Raw genomic sequence first — 15,191 nt, forward strand, 5'->3', positions numbered from 1 at the left:
CTCTCGTTCATGCTTGAGGACAGGGGCCAGGCCATTGTCTGGGCGCGACTTGAACGCAAGATGAACGAACGGCCCCGACCATAGGTGGTCGAGGCCGTTCGGCTGAGTCTGGCTGTGAGCTGCTGCTTTACTCTGCGGAATTCTGGTTGTCGTTGGAGGCAGTGGAAGTGCGGCCCACCGGTTTGCCGCCGCGGGTGCGACGACGTTCCCGGCTGCGTCGCGGCTTCCGCGGCGAATCATCACCTGACGACGATGCGCTGCGGCCCGAGGACCCACCTCGACCCGACGATCCGCCCTTGCGCTGTTCGGACTTCTTCGGACCTGCATGGTCGTCCGATTCCTCGGTGTGCTGCCTGCTCAGACGTCCCTTCGTCCCCTTCGGAATGGAGAGGTCTGCAAAGAAATGAGGTGAGGTGGAGTAGGTCTCCGCCGGCTCATCATGGTCGAGACCCAGTGCCTTGTTGATGAGGCGCCACCGCGGCATGTCATCCCAGTCCACGAGTGTCACGGCGATGCCCGTGTTCCCGGCACGGCCGGTGCGGCCGATGCGGTGGACGTAGGTCTTCTCATCGTCTGGGCACTGGTAGTTCACGACGTGGGTGACATCGTCGATGTCGATGCCGCGTGCCGCAACGTCGGTGGCGACGAGGACGTCGACCTGGCCTTCGCGGAAGGACTTCAGAGCCTTCTCCCGCTGTGCCTGACCGAGGTCTCCGTGCAGCGGTTTGACCTGGAAGCCGCGGTCGCCGAGTTCGGCGGCGAGCTTGTCCGCAGTACGTTTGGTGCGGGTGAAGATGATGGTGCGCCCTCGTCCCTCAGCCTGCAGCATGCGGGCGACGAGTTCGCTCTTGTCCATCGAATGGGCACGGTAGACGAACTGTTCTGTGTTCTTGCCCAACAGAGACAGGTCTTCGTTGTCGTGGGCGCGAATATGGGTGGGGCGGCTCATGTAACGGCGAGCCAGGGTGATGACCGCGCCGGGCATGGTGGCGGAGAAGAGCATCGTCTGACGGTGTGCGGGCACCGCGTTGATGATCTTCTCGACGTCGGGGAGGAACCCGAGGTCGAGCATCTCATCGGCCTCATCGAGGACGACCGTGCGCACCTTGTGCAGTCGCAGGACCTTGCGCCCGTACAGGTCGAGGAGACGACCCGGAGTGCCGACTACGACATCGACGCCCGACTTGAGCTTCTTGATCTGCGGGTCGAAATCCATGCCGCCGTAGATGGTCATGATGTCGATGTCACGCTGTGTGGATGCCGTGACGAGATCAGCGGCGACCTGCTTGGCCAACTCACGTGTGGGCACAACGACCAGAGCCTGGGGAAGACGCGTCTCGGCGCCGTCGGAGACGATCTCCGGGGTGTTCTCAGGGTCAGCTGGCGCAGCACCTTCTTCGTTCTTGCCGACGACACGCTGCAGGAGGGGAATGCCGAAGCCCAGAGTCTTTCCCGTTCCGGTCTTCGCCTGGCCGATGATGTCTGCTCCGGACAGTGCCACCGGCAATGTCATCGCCTGGATCGGGAAGGGGTGGGTGATGCCCTTGGCAGCCAGTGAGGCCACGATCGGTCCAGCGACTCCCAGGTCTGCGAAATCAGGTTCTGTCTCCGCCATGTTTCAAACTCCTTTTAGCGCCTTCGCGCTCGTCATGGTCGTGAACCGGTACTCTTGAGTTATGCCCGATTCTGCCCCATTGGCCGGTAATAATGCTGCTACGCTCGCGCTTCTGGCGTTCGGCGAGCTGACCGCTTTCGAACGAATGGCCACCAACGCGACCACTGCTGTGCACATGGACGATAAAGTCACTTTGGCGCGGTTGGCCTCTCTGTCCTTTGCAAACTTCGAAGAGCTCTCGCAGCACATCAGTCGATTGGGCCAGGATGCGGTCGAGCTCTGTCAGCATTTCGAGCCGACCTTCACCGTGCTGGCTGAACGGACTCGTCCTCGTGACTGGCACGAAAGCCTCATGAAGGGATTCGTCTTCGACGGAATCATGAATGACTTCTACCGCACTGCCGTGGATGAGCTCAGCGAGCCCGGGTACAGCCTGGCAATTACAATTCTTGATGATACACGTGCGACGGATTATGTGCGCAATCGTCTGACCGCCGACGTCGCCGCTGACACTCAGCTGGCCTCTCGTCTGGCGCTGTGGGGACGCAAGCTCGTTGCCGAAACTCTGGGTCGCGGACGTAACCTTCTCACCGACCCCTTCCTCGGCATCGATGAGGAAAGAGTGGTGGCTTCGATTCCGGCAGTCACGGCCAATCATTCGAAGCGGATGTCGGCCCTGGGGCTCGTCGCCTGAGGGTGCCTGACAACGTTGCGTGAATAGGTTCTGGGCCCGGTGATGTACCGGGCCCAGAACCTATTCACGGGGAATTCACCGAGGTCCGGTGTTCATCCGTAGGTGATGCTGCTTACTGTCGGTGCTTCAGGCACCGAAACCGACGCGGCGGGCAGCCTCGGTGCCGATTTCAACATAGGCGAGTGCGGCCGCAGGAACGAACACCTGGCGCCCCTTCGAGTCCGTGAAGGACAGCAGCGAATCGGCCTTGACGGATTCTTCGATGCGCGCGGCGAGATCCTTGGGCGTCTCGTCGGATTCCAGGACGATCTCTCGCGGTGACTGCTTGACGCCGATCTTGATTTCCATTGTGCTCCTTGTGCGGATCGTGTTTGACTCGTCCTCAGCATAACGTCAGCGAGGCCGTGTTTTCTTCCCTCGTCTGGTGAGAGTTCGCAGTCACTTCGTGGTGAAGGACTGCAGTCCGCCCCAGCTCATCTGGGTCAGCAGGCTGACGGCTGTGTCGACATCGACCTCTGGAGTCGTCTCGAGCTGTTTGACGACGACCTCGGCGGTGCCGATGAGGGTCCGGCACAGGAGACGAGCCTGAATGTCGTCGAGATCGGTGTAGCTCTTCAATGCAGTCAGGACGCGGGAGGCGGTGCGTTCGCGCAGGCCGCGGATGCGGTTCTGGGCCTCGGGTTCGTAGACATCGGAGTTGAAGAGGATGACGAACTCTTCGCGATGGGAGACGACGAACTCGAAGTACGAACGGTAGGTGGCACGGACCTTCTCATGCGGGTCGTTCGTTGACCCGATTGCGGCATCGAGTGTCGTATCGAGGTGAGCGGCGGAATCGTCGATGAGCGCGAGGTAGAGATCCTGCTTCGACGCGAAGTGCTGGTAGAGGACTGGCTTTGACACTCCGGCCGCCTCGGCGATTGTGTCCATCGAGGTGGTCCGGTATCCACGGGTCGCGAAGACAGAGCGTGCCACCCCCACCAACTGGTCACGGCGCTGTTCACGGGGCAATCTTTGTTGCGGACTCGACATTCCATCATGCTACGCGAAAACCACGTGGAGGACCCGCCAACGCGCGCGACCTTGACCACTTCGCCCCTATGTCCGTGGCTCGTGATGGAATACGAGTATGGATGAAGTGACTGAGGGGATCGGCGCAAAGCTGCTCGCGGGGGAGTCGGTGACCGTCGTGGGCCGACCCGGCACCGGCAAGACGACGATGCTCGAATCCGTCTATGCCCAGCTGATGTCTTCAGTCAGCCCGACATCGGTGCTGGTCCTCACCCCCAACCGCGATCACGCCGACGTGCTGCGCAACCGTCTCGCCGTACCCAAGGACGCGGTGCTGGCCTCGGCACCTGCGCGCAGCATCTCATCGTTCGCCTATGGAATTGCGCGAGCAGCGCACACGACGAATACCGGTGATGACCTTGAGTTCATCTCGGGTGCCGATCAGGACGTATTCCTCGCCGATCTCCTTGCCGGTCACGAGCTCGGTCACGGGCGTGGGCCCGTCTGGCCGGCCGAGATCACCTCGGAGGTGCGATCGACCTCCGCGTTTCGGACGGAGGTTCGTGACTTCCTCAACAGGGTGATGGAGTTCGACTTCGGAGTGCGGATTCCGGCTCCGGCTGCCGGCTCTGGACCGGAACAGACACCCGAGCTCGTGTTCGACTTCGGTCGCAGCGCTCTTAATCGGGTGCTTGAACATCATCGTGATCCCCGGTGGGAGGCCGTGGCACAGGTCCTCGACGAATACCTCGACATTATGAGCATGCCCGGCTACGGCGGCACCGACTCAGCGACGGTTCTTGCGAGGGCCGCGTTCGAAATTCTGCGTGAACCCGCCGAGGTGACCGCGGGCCGGGCGTGGACCTTCGCACCCGATGTGGTGCCCACCGTAGTGCTGGCCGACGGGGTCCAGGATTTCCCCGCCGCAAGCTGGGGGCTGCTGGAGCAGCTGCGTGAACGCGGGAGCGCACTGGCATTGTTCGGCAGCCCGGAGACCGTCACCGGGCGCTTCCACGGAGCCGATGCCTCGATCATCGATCGCAGCGCCTCCGACGACCGGTTCACGACCGTGGTTCTGCCGGAGGTGAAGAATACTGCCGACGAACTCATTGCCGTCAGCGATGACTTCGGCCGCCGGATCACCACGAGGTGGGGGCTGCGGCACATGCCGCGCCCCGATGGTGCCGTACGCACCGGCGAGCCGGCCGATGGGATCGAGCAGGTGGACGCCGGGCCACAGCAGGTAAAAGGCGAGCCGGATCCGGTTGCGAGCAGCCCGGACAGTGTAGAGACGCACGTGTTCGAAGGCGCGGCATCAAGCTACCGGTACCTGGCCCGTCGGGTGACGAACTACGTCGAAGACGGCCACACATGGTCGGACGTGGCAGTGCTGTGCCGGAACACGTCCACTGCCCGCGTCGTCGCCAATGAGCTGAGCGCCTCTGGTGTGGCAACGGCCAATATCATGCAGCCGTTGAGCATCGACCCCGCCACGGCTCCGCTTCTCGAGCTGCTCGCCCGCACCCCGGATTTCGACGATGACGAATCCATCGCCGCCCAGGCACTGTCCCTGGCCGGCAGCATCTACGTGCGCCTCGATCCTGTGCAGATCAGACGGTTCAAACGGGTGGTGCGGAAGCAGTTCCCCGCTCCGAAGAGCTCGAATTCGCTGGCTCAGGCGCTGCGCAGCGACATCGACGAGTCTTCTCCTCCGGGACTCGCCACGATCTCGCGTATGCTCCATGTCGCGGCGGAGGTGGGCTCGGTTGATCCGCACGAGGCTCTGTGGGGTATCTGGGAGGCCGCGGGTGTCGCAGACAAGTGGCAGACCGAGGCATTGAAAGATCCCGAGTCGGTGGCGAATGCGCACCTGGACTCCGTGCTGCGACTGTTCACTCTGGCAGAGAAGATCTCCGATCGAGGTGGGTTCACCGCACGGTCCTTCGCAGGCATTGTGGCCGAGCAGGACATCGCGCAGGATTCCTTGGCCGCCCGGGCAGGCGCGGACGACCATGTGCAGGTCGGAACGGCGTCGTCCCTGGCCCACCTGAGGGTCCCGCTCGTCATCATCGCCGAGGTGAATGAAGGCGTTTGGCCGAATCCGAAGATCCGCGGCGGCATCCTGGGCCTCGACGACCTCGGCGCCGTTCTGCTGACCGGGGAGACCGTGACGGCCGACCCTGGCTACCACTCCCACGCCAAACGCACGAACCTGCGGGAAGAGGGAGAGCTCTTCTACACCGCTCTGACCCGTGCCGAAGAACACGTCATCGTCACCGCGATCTCCGATGCGGAGAGCAATCCTTCTCCGTTCTTCGATGTCCTCGCCGCCGGAACTGCGAAGGGCACGCAGGAGGCCGACGGATACGCCATTACGCACGAAGACGAGCTCCTGCCTCTGTCGCTGGCTGAGATGGCCGCACACACGCGGGCACGCCTGCTGAGAGCCGCCGCAGATTCCGAGCAGGAGGCATCTGCCGAGGACGTGGAGGAAGTGGAGGAATGGGCGCAGCTGATGGCCGCGCTGTCCGCCACCAGCTCCACTGTCGATCCGCCCGAACGTTGGCGTGAGACCGAAGACATCACCTCCTCTCAGCCCCTCTACGGTGCTGAGGACCTGGTGAAGGTCTCGCCGTCGCAGGTCGAATCCTTCACCGATTGCTCATTGCGGTGGTTCCTCACCCGCAACGGCGGTGACCGGCCCGGTTCCCTGGCCCAGAGCCTGGGAACGATCGTCCACGCTGCTGCAGAGAACTACCCACACGGGCCCGCCTCAGCGATCCGAGAATTCGTCGACGGAGAGTTCAAGACGTTGGACTTCGACGCCGAATGGGAACGAGACCGCGAGCACGCTCTGGCCATGAAGATGGCCGACCGCCTCGGCGAGTACATCAAGGACTCACCGGGCGAACCCATCGGTGTCGAGGCCCAGGTGTACGCCACCGGCGTCGACGAGAACGGGCAGGAATGGAAGGTCACGGGGCGCCTCGATCGCGTCGAGAGGACGCCCGAGGGCATCCGGATCGTTGACTTCAAGACCGGAAAGAACACGCCTACAGGCCAGGAGATGCCACGCCACGCCCAGCTCGGGGTCTATCAGGAGGCGATCAACTCCGGCACGATCACAATCGGACACGATCAGGTGTTCGATGCCAAGGCCTACGGTGCTGAACTCGTCTTCCTCAGATATACCAAGCAGAAGAAGAGGGAACAGTCCGCTCTCGAGATCGATGAGGATCCAGGCTGGGCCAGAGACCTCATCAACGATGTCTCCGGTCGGATGCGCGCCGCGGAGTTCCCGGCACGAGTCGAACCCCAGAAATGTATGAGCTGCCCTGTCCGAACCTCCTGCCCGGCGATCGGGCCCAAGATGTTGGAAGATTCCTGATGCGCTTCTCCGCTGAGCAACTCGCCCGTCTCACTGCTGCCGATCCTGCCCAGGCCTTTCCGCCGAGTGAGGAACAGAGGATCATCATCGAGGCTGACCCGCAGCAGTCGATGAAGGTCACAGCCGGAGCCGGTTCCGGTAAGACGACCGTCATCTCCCAGCGGGTCGTATGGCTGGTGGCCAACGGCTTCGTCGATCCCGAAGAGATCCTTGGCCTCACCTTCACCCGCAAGGCCGTGGGAGAACTGGGCGGGAGAATCAGGGTGCTGCTGGCCAGGCTCCGACACAATCTGGGGCTCGGGAGTGAGATGACGTTGCCTGGGCTCGACAATCCGACAGTGTCGACCTATAACTCCTACGCGGCATCGATCGTCAGCGAACACGGTGTGAGCATCGGCATCGAACCCGAAACCGTGCTGCTCGATGAGGCCGCGGCCCACACGATCGCCGGTGGAATCATCGACGCAGCGAGCACAGAGGACATTCCCGGTGACAAAGCACGGGAGACGATGATCGCCGATATCATCGCGCTGGCGGCCGCGATGAACGATCACGGACGCAATGTCGACGAGGTCACCGACTACCTCGACCAGTGCCTGCAGGCGCTGGTGTCGAGCAAAGGCAAACCCGTCGACCCCAGCGGCCGACGGGCGAAACTCGAGGCGAAGATCAAGACGGCGAAGCTCGCCGACGAGTACATGGCCGCCAAGCGACGCAACCTGGCTATGGATTTTTCAGACCAAGTCAGGTTCGCCCAACGCATCCTCGACGAGGTGCCTGCCGCGCGCCGAGCTGAACAGCACCGGTGGAAGATCGTTCTCCTCGACGAGTTCCAGGACACCTCCGTTGCACAGCTGAAGCTCCTGCGCGACCTGTTCCACTCAACAGCGGTGACTGCCGTGGGCGACCCGCGACAAGCCATCTACGGCTGGCGCGGGGCCAGCGCGGACAACATGATCCGCTTCTCCTCAGACTTCCACGACGTTGAGTCACTGACTCTGAGCACAAGCTGGCGCAACGACCACAGAATCCTCACCGTCGCCAACCGCACCGCGAACGGGTTGGCGGGCAGTCGGGAGACACCGCTGTCCGCTCGCCCCGGAGCCGGCGAGGGAGACGTGACCATCGACATCAGCTCTGGTGCACATGATCCCGATTTCCTCACTGTGGGACTGCGATCATTGACCGAATGGGTAGCCAGCCTTCCCGAAGGATCGTCGACAGCGGTGCTGTGCCGCAAACGGGCACATTTCGCGCCGGTGGCCGCAGCTCTGGAGACTGCCGGCTACGCCGTGCACGTGCATGGTTCCTCCGGCCTCCTCAGCGATCCCTTCGTCGCCGACCTGCGGGCCGTGCTCACTGCAGCGGTCGATCCGATGGCCGGGGACAGTCTCATGCGCTTGATCAGCGGTCGACTATTGGGCCTTGGCGCCACGGACATCGCAGCGCTGCAATCGTTCACCAGACGACAGAACGATTCGCGAGTCACCGAATTCCTGGGCGAGGACCCCGAGAGTTCCGGAGTCGTTCCGGAGAACATCGACCAGCCGACGATCGTCGAGGGCCTCGATGAGCTCGTCGATCTCTTCGAAGCACTTTCGGGTTCAGCGAAGTTCCCCGGTGCACGGGCGATGGTGAGCAACTTCCGCAGCTCGGGGCTGAGCGAGCTTGCTCTGAAGCGTCTCGTCAGGTTGGCTCAGGCTCTGCGTCACGTGCGGTCAGGTTCGGGTACCATCGCCTCGATCATTCGCACCGCGATGACCGAGACAGGAGTCGACACCGATATCTGGGGCCTGAGCGATTCGCTGCGCAACCTCCATCGTTCGGCCATCGATTCGTTCCTCTCTGCTGCGAGCCAGTATGCGGCGGCTGATGACCAGCCATCGGTGCCTGGCTTCCTCGAGTGGCTGAGTCTGATGGAAGAGAAGGACGCACTCAGCGTGGCCGAGCCGAACTCTGCGGCCGAGGCCATCGACATCATGACTGTCCACGCGTCGAAGGGCCTCGAATTCGATGCGGTGGCGGTTCCATCGTTGGTTGTCAAGGACTTCCCGACCTCACCGCGCGACCCTGAAGGGTGGATGGAGAGGACGGCTCTGCCCTATCCGTTGCGTGGTGACCGCGCCCATCTCGTGGACTACGATCTGCGCACCGCCGACTTCGACACGAAGAAGGCTCTTGACGAATGGGTCAACGAGTTCATCAAGCCCGCTATCGCCGATGCACATGAAGAAGAGGAGCGACGCCTCGCCTACGTGGCGTTCACCCGCGCCAAACACCATCTGTGGCTGGGGGCAGAGCTGATGGGCGCGCGAGCCAACCCCGACGAGCCATCCCCGTTCCTGATGGAAGCGATCGAGGAACTGAATTTGCCTGTCGACATGCCGGAACCGGCTGACGAATCAGCTGAGGACCGTGTGGAGACGAGTGTCTGGCCCGTTCCCCGCACTGCCCTCGTCACGACCGCCCGGCGTGCCGCCGAATGGGTCAGCCGTGCCGCACCGACAGGACTCAGCGAACTCGCCCAGAAGCCCACCCTTGTGGGGCAGTATGCGCGTCAGGCCCTGCGAATCAGCAGCCGTCCGGAACGTGAGGGCACCGGAGCAGTCCCGGATCGGCTCTCAGCCACCGCGCTCGTGTCATGGCGTCGCGATCCGAACGACTTCATGAAGCAGACGCTGCGACCCGTGCCCGGTCCGCCGAGCAGAGCCGCAGAGATCGGCACCACCTTTCACTCGTGGGTCGAGCAGCACTTCGGCCAGGCGAGCATCGACATCGATGACGAGCAGCAGGTCCGGCCCATCGACACAGCGACCATTGAACGCCTGCAGCAGACATTCATCGGCTCTGAGTTCTCGAGCAGGCACGCCGACCACATCGAAATGTCGTTCGAACTCGTCCTTGGGAGGTTCAGAGTCCCGGGCAAGATCGACGCGGTCTTCATTACCGGCGATCATGCGGAAGTCGTTGATTGGAAGACTTCGAAACTGCCCGAGGAGAAGACTCTGGAGGTGATGAAATGGCAGCTGGCTCTCTACCGTTTTGCCATTCAGCGGGTGCATCCCGAAATCACCGAGGTGACAGGGACCTTCTACTTCGTCGGCAGCGACGACATCGTGAGGTTCACCCACCTGCCGGAGGAAACCGAGATCATTGCCTGGTTGGAGGCCAACGATCGCGCTTGAAATGCTGGGAAGGGATGACCGGGTGGCGACCAGCTTCTCAGCCGGAGGGTCTGACCAGGTCATCTGACAAGGTCAGGGGCGATGAGTGCCATCTGCCGAACTGGATTCGTCCGGTGCTGTTCCCTCGTTGATGACGTCCTCTGCTTCCGAAGTCAGCTCTGTGCCCGGGTCCGACTGGGAGTTCTCTTCCGGCTCTTCCGGCTCCGCAACGTCGTGGGAGAAAAGAACGTCGTTGAACGAGGACAGAAGCTCGCCTGCGTCTTGGATCGCCTCCTCGTCACCGGAGTCCACCGCTTCGAGCAGCCAGTCGAGAACAGCGAATTCGGCCAACAGCTCGGCGCGAGTGATCACGTGTTCGTCTGCACGGGGCCGTGAGTTGGTGTACTCGCTGAAGAAGGTCGGCACAGCGGCCGGGTCAATGAGCGCCGAGGCTGCGGCCAGATCAATGGCCGGATCGGAGACTCGCAGACGTTCGATTCCTGACAGCGCGAGCACCCGCTCCTGATCGGTGTATACGCTCGTCTCATCGATTGCACCATGAATGGGCGTGGCGAGGAAACGCCAAAGCGAGACCTTCTCGAATTCCTCTTCCCAGTGTTGGAGCAGTCCAGCAGGCACCCGGCCGGTGGCTGCTGCCTGATCGAGCCGTTCCAGGATCTGAAACTGGAAACGGGATGGGTCTTCGACAGGGAAGCCCGCCTCGGAGATCGATTCGGGCGCTGCCGAATGCAGCGTGGCGAGAGCCTGCGCCAAGGAACTCGCGCGCGCAGTGTCGGCGATTGCCTGATCACCGACGGGGGCACCAGGCAGTGGATCGATGAGGGTGACCGTGGTCGGCGCTGACGTGTCGAAGTAGTCGGCATCAACCTCGGTGATGGCACGCAGGTGGGGCCAGGTGAACCCGGCATGCGGGTACATCGAATCGTAGATTCGACCAGCTTCAGCAGCAGATCCGGTGTCCGCGGAACGGTCGAGACCCGTCTGTGCCGTCGCCACCAACTGCTGCTGACCGTCGTCGACGAGAACTCTGATTCCCAGTCCCAACGACGGCAGAGGAATCCATTCCGTCGGAGAAAAGTCTTCGAGCATCGTTGCCGCGACAGCTGCCAACTTGAGCGCCTTGGTATTCACCCTCCCCAATCTACCGTCTGGCACGGCTGGAGACCGAGGATTCGGGTGTTGAGCGTGTCAGCACCCGCACTTTGTACGTCAGTGCCCTGCGTTATCGTGGAGGGCATGAAGCCGCTGCCACCCGTGAAGCCGATGAGTCTGGCTCGCCATGGAATCGATCGTGACCATCTCTCGCGGGGACAGGACGGTGACCTGCGTGAACTCTGGGCCAGTGGAGCCAGACCTGTCTTTGAGCATCGGGGGTCGCTCCTCGTAGCGGCGGGCGGACTGTTCTTCAGTGATTCAGGGATTGTTCCGGGGAATCAGACCGAGATCTATCTGGGTCGCGATGCCGACGGGAACCGGTACATCGGGGTCTCTCTCAGTGACGCGGGCCGCAGCGATCTGGACACCACTCTGTCCCTCTCACGCGCCCGCGATGCCACCGATCTGCTGACCGCTCCTGGGGAAGGCATTGACAGCTCTGAACCCGTATGGCTGCCGCTGCGTCAGCTGGCTGAGTCCCTCGATGACATTCAAGTCTCGCTGGCGTGCGAGATCGTGGGTCTGGGCAATTGGCATCGAACTCACCAATTCTCGCCCCGCACCGGCCGACCGACACAACCCACGCTCGGCGGGTGGGTCAGAACTGATCCAGATAATGGTAGCGAACACTTCCCGCGTACAGATCCTGCCGTTATCGTCCTCATCATCAATACTGACGATCAGGGCGTCGAAAGAGTGCTGCTGGGCAACAACGCCGCATGGGAGGCAGACCGATACTCTCTGCTGGCGGGGTTCGTCGAACCTGGTGAGACGCTGGAACGCGCAGTTATTCGGGAGGTCTACGAAGAGGCGCGCGTCGAAGTTGAGAACCCGAGGTATCTCGGATCCCAGCCGTGGCCCTTCCCGTGCTCGCTCATGCTCGGCTTCTCTGCGGAGGCCCCAAGCCTCGACTTCGCTGCCGACGAGGCGGAGATCGCCACTCTGACCTGGTTCACTCGCGACGAGCTGCGTGCGGCCATCGACCATGGCAAGGTCCGTGCCCCCGGACTCGTATCGATCGCCGGACAGCTCCTCTACAGCTGGCTGGACAACATTTGAACGCTCAGGCTGCAGCACTGCTGAATGCTCTCGACGAGGAGCAGAGAGAAGTCGCTACACATTTCTCCACCCCCGTGATCGTCCTCGCAGGGGCTGGGACGGGTAAGACCCGTGCGATGACCCACCGCATCGCCTACGGAATCGCCACCGAGGTGTTTCCTCCCAACCACGTCCTTGCCCTGACTTTTACGGCCAAGGCGGCAGGGGAGATGAGGTCGCGCCTGCGCGATCTCGGTGTTCCCGCTGTCCAGGCCCGGACCTTTCACTCCGCAGCACTGCGTCAGCTGCGCTTCTTCTGGGATCGATTCGCAACAGGTGATTTCCCCAGGATCATCGACAACAAGGCCGGAATCCTCGGCTCCGTTCTGCAGAGCATGGGAATCGAGACCAGTCGGGAACTGAATCGAGATGTAGCCTCCGAGCTCGAATTCGCTGCTGCCTCTCTACTCGGCGTCGATGACTATGCGACTCAAGCAGCCGGCCGCGACCTGCCCGGCAAACTGGGTGTTGAAGACATGGTGCGTATCTTCGAGGCCTACAGCGAAGCGAAGACGCGTGGCCGACTCATGGATTTCGAAGACGTGCTGCTCGTTCTCAACGGGGTGCTGGCGGAATATCCCGCCATCGCAGCAGACATCCGCGATCAGTACCGACACTTCGTCGTCGACGAATTCCAGGACGTCTCTCCACTCCAATACGATGTGCTCTCACGCTGGCTGGGGCCACGCGACAATCTTTGTGTCGTCGGGGATCCGGCCCAGACGATCTATTCGTTTGCCGGTGCTGACTCCTCGCTGTTGGGCACGCTCGATTCCTCACTTCCGACGTCGACGACGATCCAGCTGGTCCGCAACTATCGTTCGTCGAAGGCGATTGTGTCCACGGCGAACAACCTGCTTCGGCACACCTCCCGGACTGCGCTGACGCTGCGTACCGACAATCCAGACGGCCGGCAGCCAGCAATGACTGAGTACCCGACCGACGATGCCGAAGCCGCGGGTGTCGTCAGGGCTATCTCCGCCGAGATCAATGCCGGACGGCGGCCTCGAAGCATCGCTGTGCTGTTTCGCACGAATGGTCAAAGTCCCGCCTACGAGCAGGCTCTGGCCACGGCCGGGATTCCCTATGTTCTGCGAGGGGGAGAGAGGTACTTCGCCCGCAAGGAGGTCAAAGAAGCGATTCTCATGCTCAAGGCTGCCCGGGCCACGTCGAGCGGGCGGCCCCTGCCGGAAGTCGTCGCCGAAGTTCTGATCTCCCTGGGATATTCGACCAAGCCGCCGGCCGCCGGGGCCAGCCGACAGAAATGGGAGTCCCTGAAAGCCTTGGTTGACTTGGCGGAGACGCACCAGGAGGGATCTGAACTGCCTGTGCCGCTGGAGACGTTCCTTGCTGATCTCAGCGATCGAGCCGAACACCAGTTCGCTCCCGATATCGAAGGCGTCACCCTGGCCTCGTTCCACTCGGCTAAGGGCCTTGAATGGCACAGTGTGCACCTAGTCGGACTCAGTGAGGGTCTGCTGCCCATCAGCTACGCGCAGACGCCGCGCGCTATCGCTGAGGAGCGGCGTCTGTTCTATGTAGCGCTGACTCGTGCAGGTTCAGACCTGAGCATGAGCTGGTCACTGTCACGCCATGACTCCAAACAGCGTCCACGCAAGCCGTCTCGATTCCTCAGCGAACTCGGCCGCGTCGACCAGACCATGGGGCAAGGCCGGCGGACGGCGACCTCTGTGGCGGTGAACCGCTGCAGATCGTGCGGCAAGGTGCTCGTGTCCCAGGTCGATCGCGCGCTGTCACGGTGTGCGAACTGCCCGGCCGACCTCGACCTCGAGGTCCTTGACCGTCTGCGACGGTGGCGGGCACGTGTCGGTTTGGAACAGGGACTACCTCCATATCTTGTTCTCACCGACACTTCCATTTCGGCGATCGCAGAGATCAAGCCTCAGGACATGGCTTCGTTGGCACGCATTCCAGGAGTGGGCGCGACCAAGCTCGAGCTCTATGGGGCAGGGCTACTGAGCCTGCTCGTCGATTAGATCAAAGTGCGGAACTGGAACGCGGCACTGGCATCGCGGGTGGAAGGCCAGTGTCTCTTCGGTCCCGATGCCTGTGGCCAGTGAAACCCTTCTGCGTACCGGGTCGGCGCCAGGGCGCAGCAGAGAACGCCGGAGAACCTGCACAGCGTTAAGTCCGCCGAGGGCTCGTGACAGAGGGTCGCTGAGGTTCTCTCGATCGGGCAGAGCACGGATGCGGGGGTACTGGTCCAGCCAGGAGTCATCGGCGTCCTTCTGTCGCAGGCAATCACACATGGCGCACGGTGTTGCTCCGGGCCGGATGAGACCGGTGACCTCAAGAGAATATTCCCCGATCACAACCTGGCAGTGGGGGACCTCGCGATCCGTGAGCCAGGTGGCCGTGTGCAGATCCGGGACGAGGTAGGAGGTCGTGATCACCAGTGGTGAGGTGAGCAGATCAAGGTCTTCGATGTGATGTTGTGGCGCGATAGCGAAGCCGGAGGCTGACAGATACTGTTCGGTGATGGTTCTCAGCGGGCCCATAACCACGACGGGCGACTCACTGAGGAGCTTCGACACACGATCGGGTGAGAGAGTGAATATCTGCGCGGTCGCCAGCAGAGATGAGCTCTTCGTCACCATAGCGGCATCGGAATCGTCGGGAACCATGACGCCCGCTTCGTCGAGCAATGTGATCAGGGAACTCGCGCGCCCTAGGTCGGCACCGAGATCCTGTGCGCGAGAGTAGTACTGTGCCGAACCGACGCCCATGCGCAATTCCTCAATGAGAGCGACATCTGCCGGCAGAAGACCATCGATGAGAACGGGATCATCGACACCGAACTGCACACACGATGACGACCGCCACGTGATCGGCACACTGGGAAAAATCCGGAACATGTCTCCACCTCGCATCGGATGTCTCGGACTTCCACAGTAGTGAAGATGGAGAGTGTGCGCCAGAGCCGAGGCCAGTCTGTGGAAAAGGCTGTGGAAAACAGTTGAGGGCAGGCCGGAAAATGCATTCCGACGTGCCCTCAACCGCTTTGAGCCCCAGGCGCTCGCGGAG

General features: G+C 62.3%; 10 protein-coding genes. 5 read left to right on the forward strand and 5 right to left on the reverse strand.

The window, feature by feature from the left end; all coding sequences use genetic code 11:
- Window positions 1–127: 127 nt before the first annotated feature.
- Window positions 128–1,615: a DEAD/DEAH box helicase gene (locus LQ788_RS09240; protein WP_231447023.1), complete on the reverse strand. Its 1,488-nt coding sequence runs from the start codon at window positions 1,613–1,615 to the stop codon at window positions 128–130.
- A 61-nt stretch (window positions 1,616–1,676) separates the two neighbouring features.
- Between LQ788_RS09240 and LQ788_RS09245 the strand changes: the two genes are divergently transcribed.
- Entirely contained in the window at window positions 1,677–2,309 is a 633-nt protein-coding gene (locus LQ788_RS09245) for a ferritin-like fold-containing protein (protein WP_009881724.1), read from the forward strand.
- A gap of 126 nt (window positions 2,310–2,435) precedes the next feature.
- Here LQ788_RS09245 and LQ788_RS09250 read toward each other — a convergent pair whose 3' ends face one another.
- On the reverse strand, window positions 2,436–2,657 hold the full coding sequence (locus tag LQ788_RS09250; protein WP_231447025.1) for a DUF3107 domain-containing protein: 222 nt from the start codon (window positions 2,655–2,657) through the stop codon (window positions 2,436–2,438).
- A gap of 90 nt (window positions 2,658–2,747) precedes the next feature.
- On the reverse strand, window positions 2,748–3,341 hold the full coding sequence (locus LQ788_RS09255) for a TetR/AcrR family transcriptional regulator (protein ID WP_231447027.1): 594 nt from the start codon (window positions 3,339–3,341) through the stop codon (window positions 2,748–2,750).
- A 97-nt stretch (window positions 3,342–3,438) separates the two neighbouring features.
- On the opposite strand from LQ788_RS09255, the gene LQ788_RS09260 reads away from it, so the two are divergent.
- Window positions 3,439–6,708 (forward strand): PD-(D/E)XK nuclease family protein, encoded by a 3,270-nt coding sequence (locus tag LQ788_RS09260; RefSeq protein WP_231447029.1) that lies wholly within the window; start codon window positions 3,439–3,441, stop codon window positions 6,706–6,708.
- Entirely contained in the window at window positions 6,708–9,893 is a 3,186-nt protein-coding gene (locus LQ788_RS09265; protein ID WP_231447031.1) for an ATP-dependent helicase, read from the forward strand. Before LQ788_RS09260 ends, LQ788_RS09265 begins: the two co-directional genes overlap by 1 nt.
- Before the next feature lie 72 nt (window positions 9,894–9,965).
- Here the strand turns inward: LQ788_RS09265 and LQ788_RS09270 are convergent, their stop codons facing one another.
- Window positions 9,966–11,024 (reverse strand): protein kinase family protein, encoded by a 1,059-nt coding sequence (locus LQ788_RS09270; protein WP_231447033.1) that lies wholly within the window; start codon window positions 11,022–11,024, stop codon window positions 9,966–9,968.
- Between the two features lie 105 nt (window positions 11,025–11,129).
- Here LQ788_RS09270 and nudC point away from each other — a divergent pair, with 105 nt between their 5' ends.
- Both nudC and LQ788_RS09280 read left to right on the forward strand, forming a co-directional pair.
- Window positions 11,130–12,107, forward strand: coding sequence for an NAD(+) diphosphatase (nudC, locus tag LQ788_RS09275; protein WP_231447034.1), 978 nt, complete (start codon window positions 11,130–11,132; stop codon window positions 12,105–12,107).
- On the forward strand, window positions 12,104–14,143 hold the full coding sequence (locus LQ788_RS09280; protein WP_231447036.1) for an ATP-dependent DNA helicase UvrD2: 2,040 nt from the start codon (window positions 12,104–12,106) through the stop codon (window positions 14,141–14,143). Before nudC ends, LQ788_RS09280 begins: the two co-directional genes overlap by 4 nt.
- Here the strand turns inward: LQ788_RS09280 and LQ788_RS09285 are convergent.
- Window positions 14,120–15,022, reverse strand: a complete 903-nt coding sequence (locus LQ788_RS09285) for a hypothetical protein (RefSeq protein WP_231447038.1) — start codon at window positions 15,020–15,022, stop codon at window positions 14,120–14,122. The two genes, LQ788_RS09280 and LQ788_RS09285, sit on opposite strands and share 24 nt — an antisense overlap.
- Window positions 15,023–15,191: the final 169 nt, after the last annotated feature.

The sequence above is a fragment of the Brevibacterium zhoupengii genome (assembly GCF_021117425.1).
Classification (GTDB): domain Bacteria; phylum Actinomycetota; class Actinomycetes; order Actinomycetales; family Brevibacteriaceae; genus Brevibacterium; species Brevibacterium zhoupengii.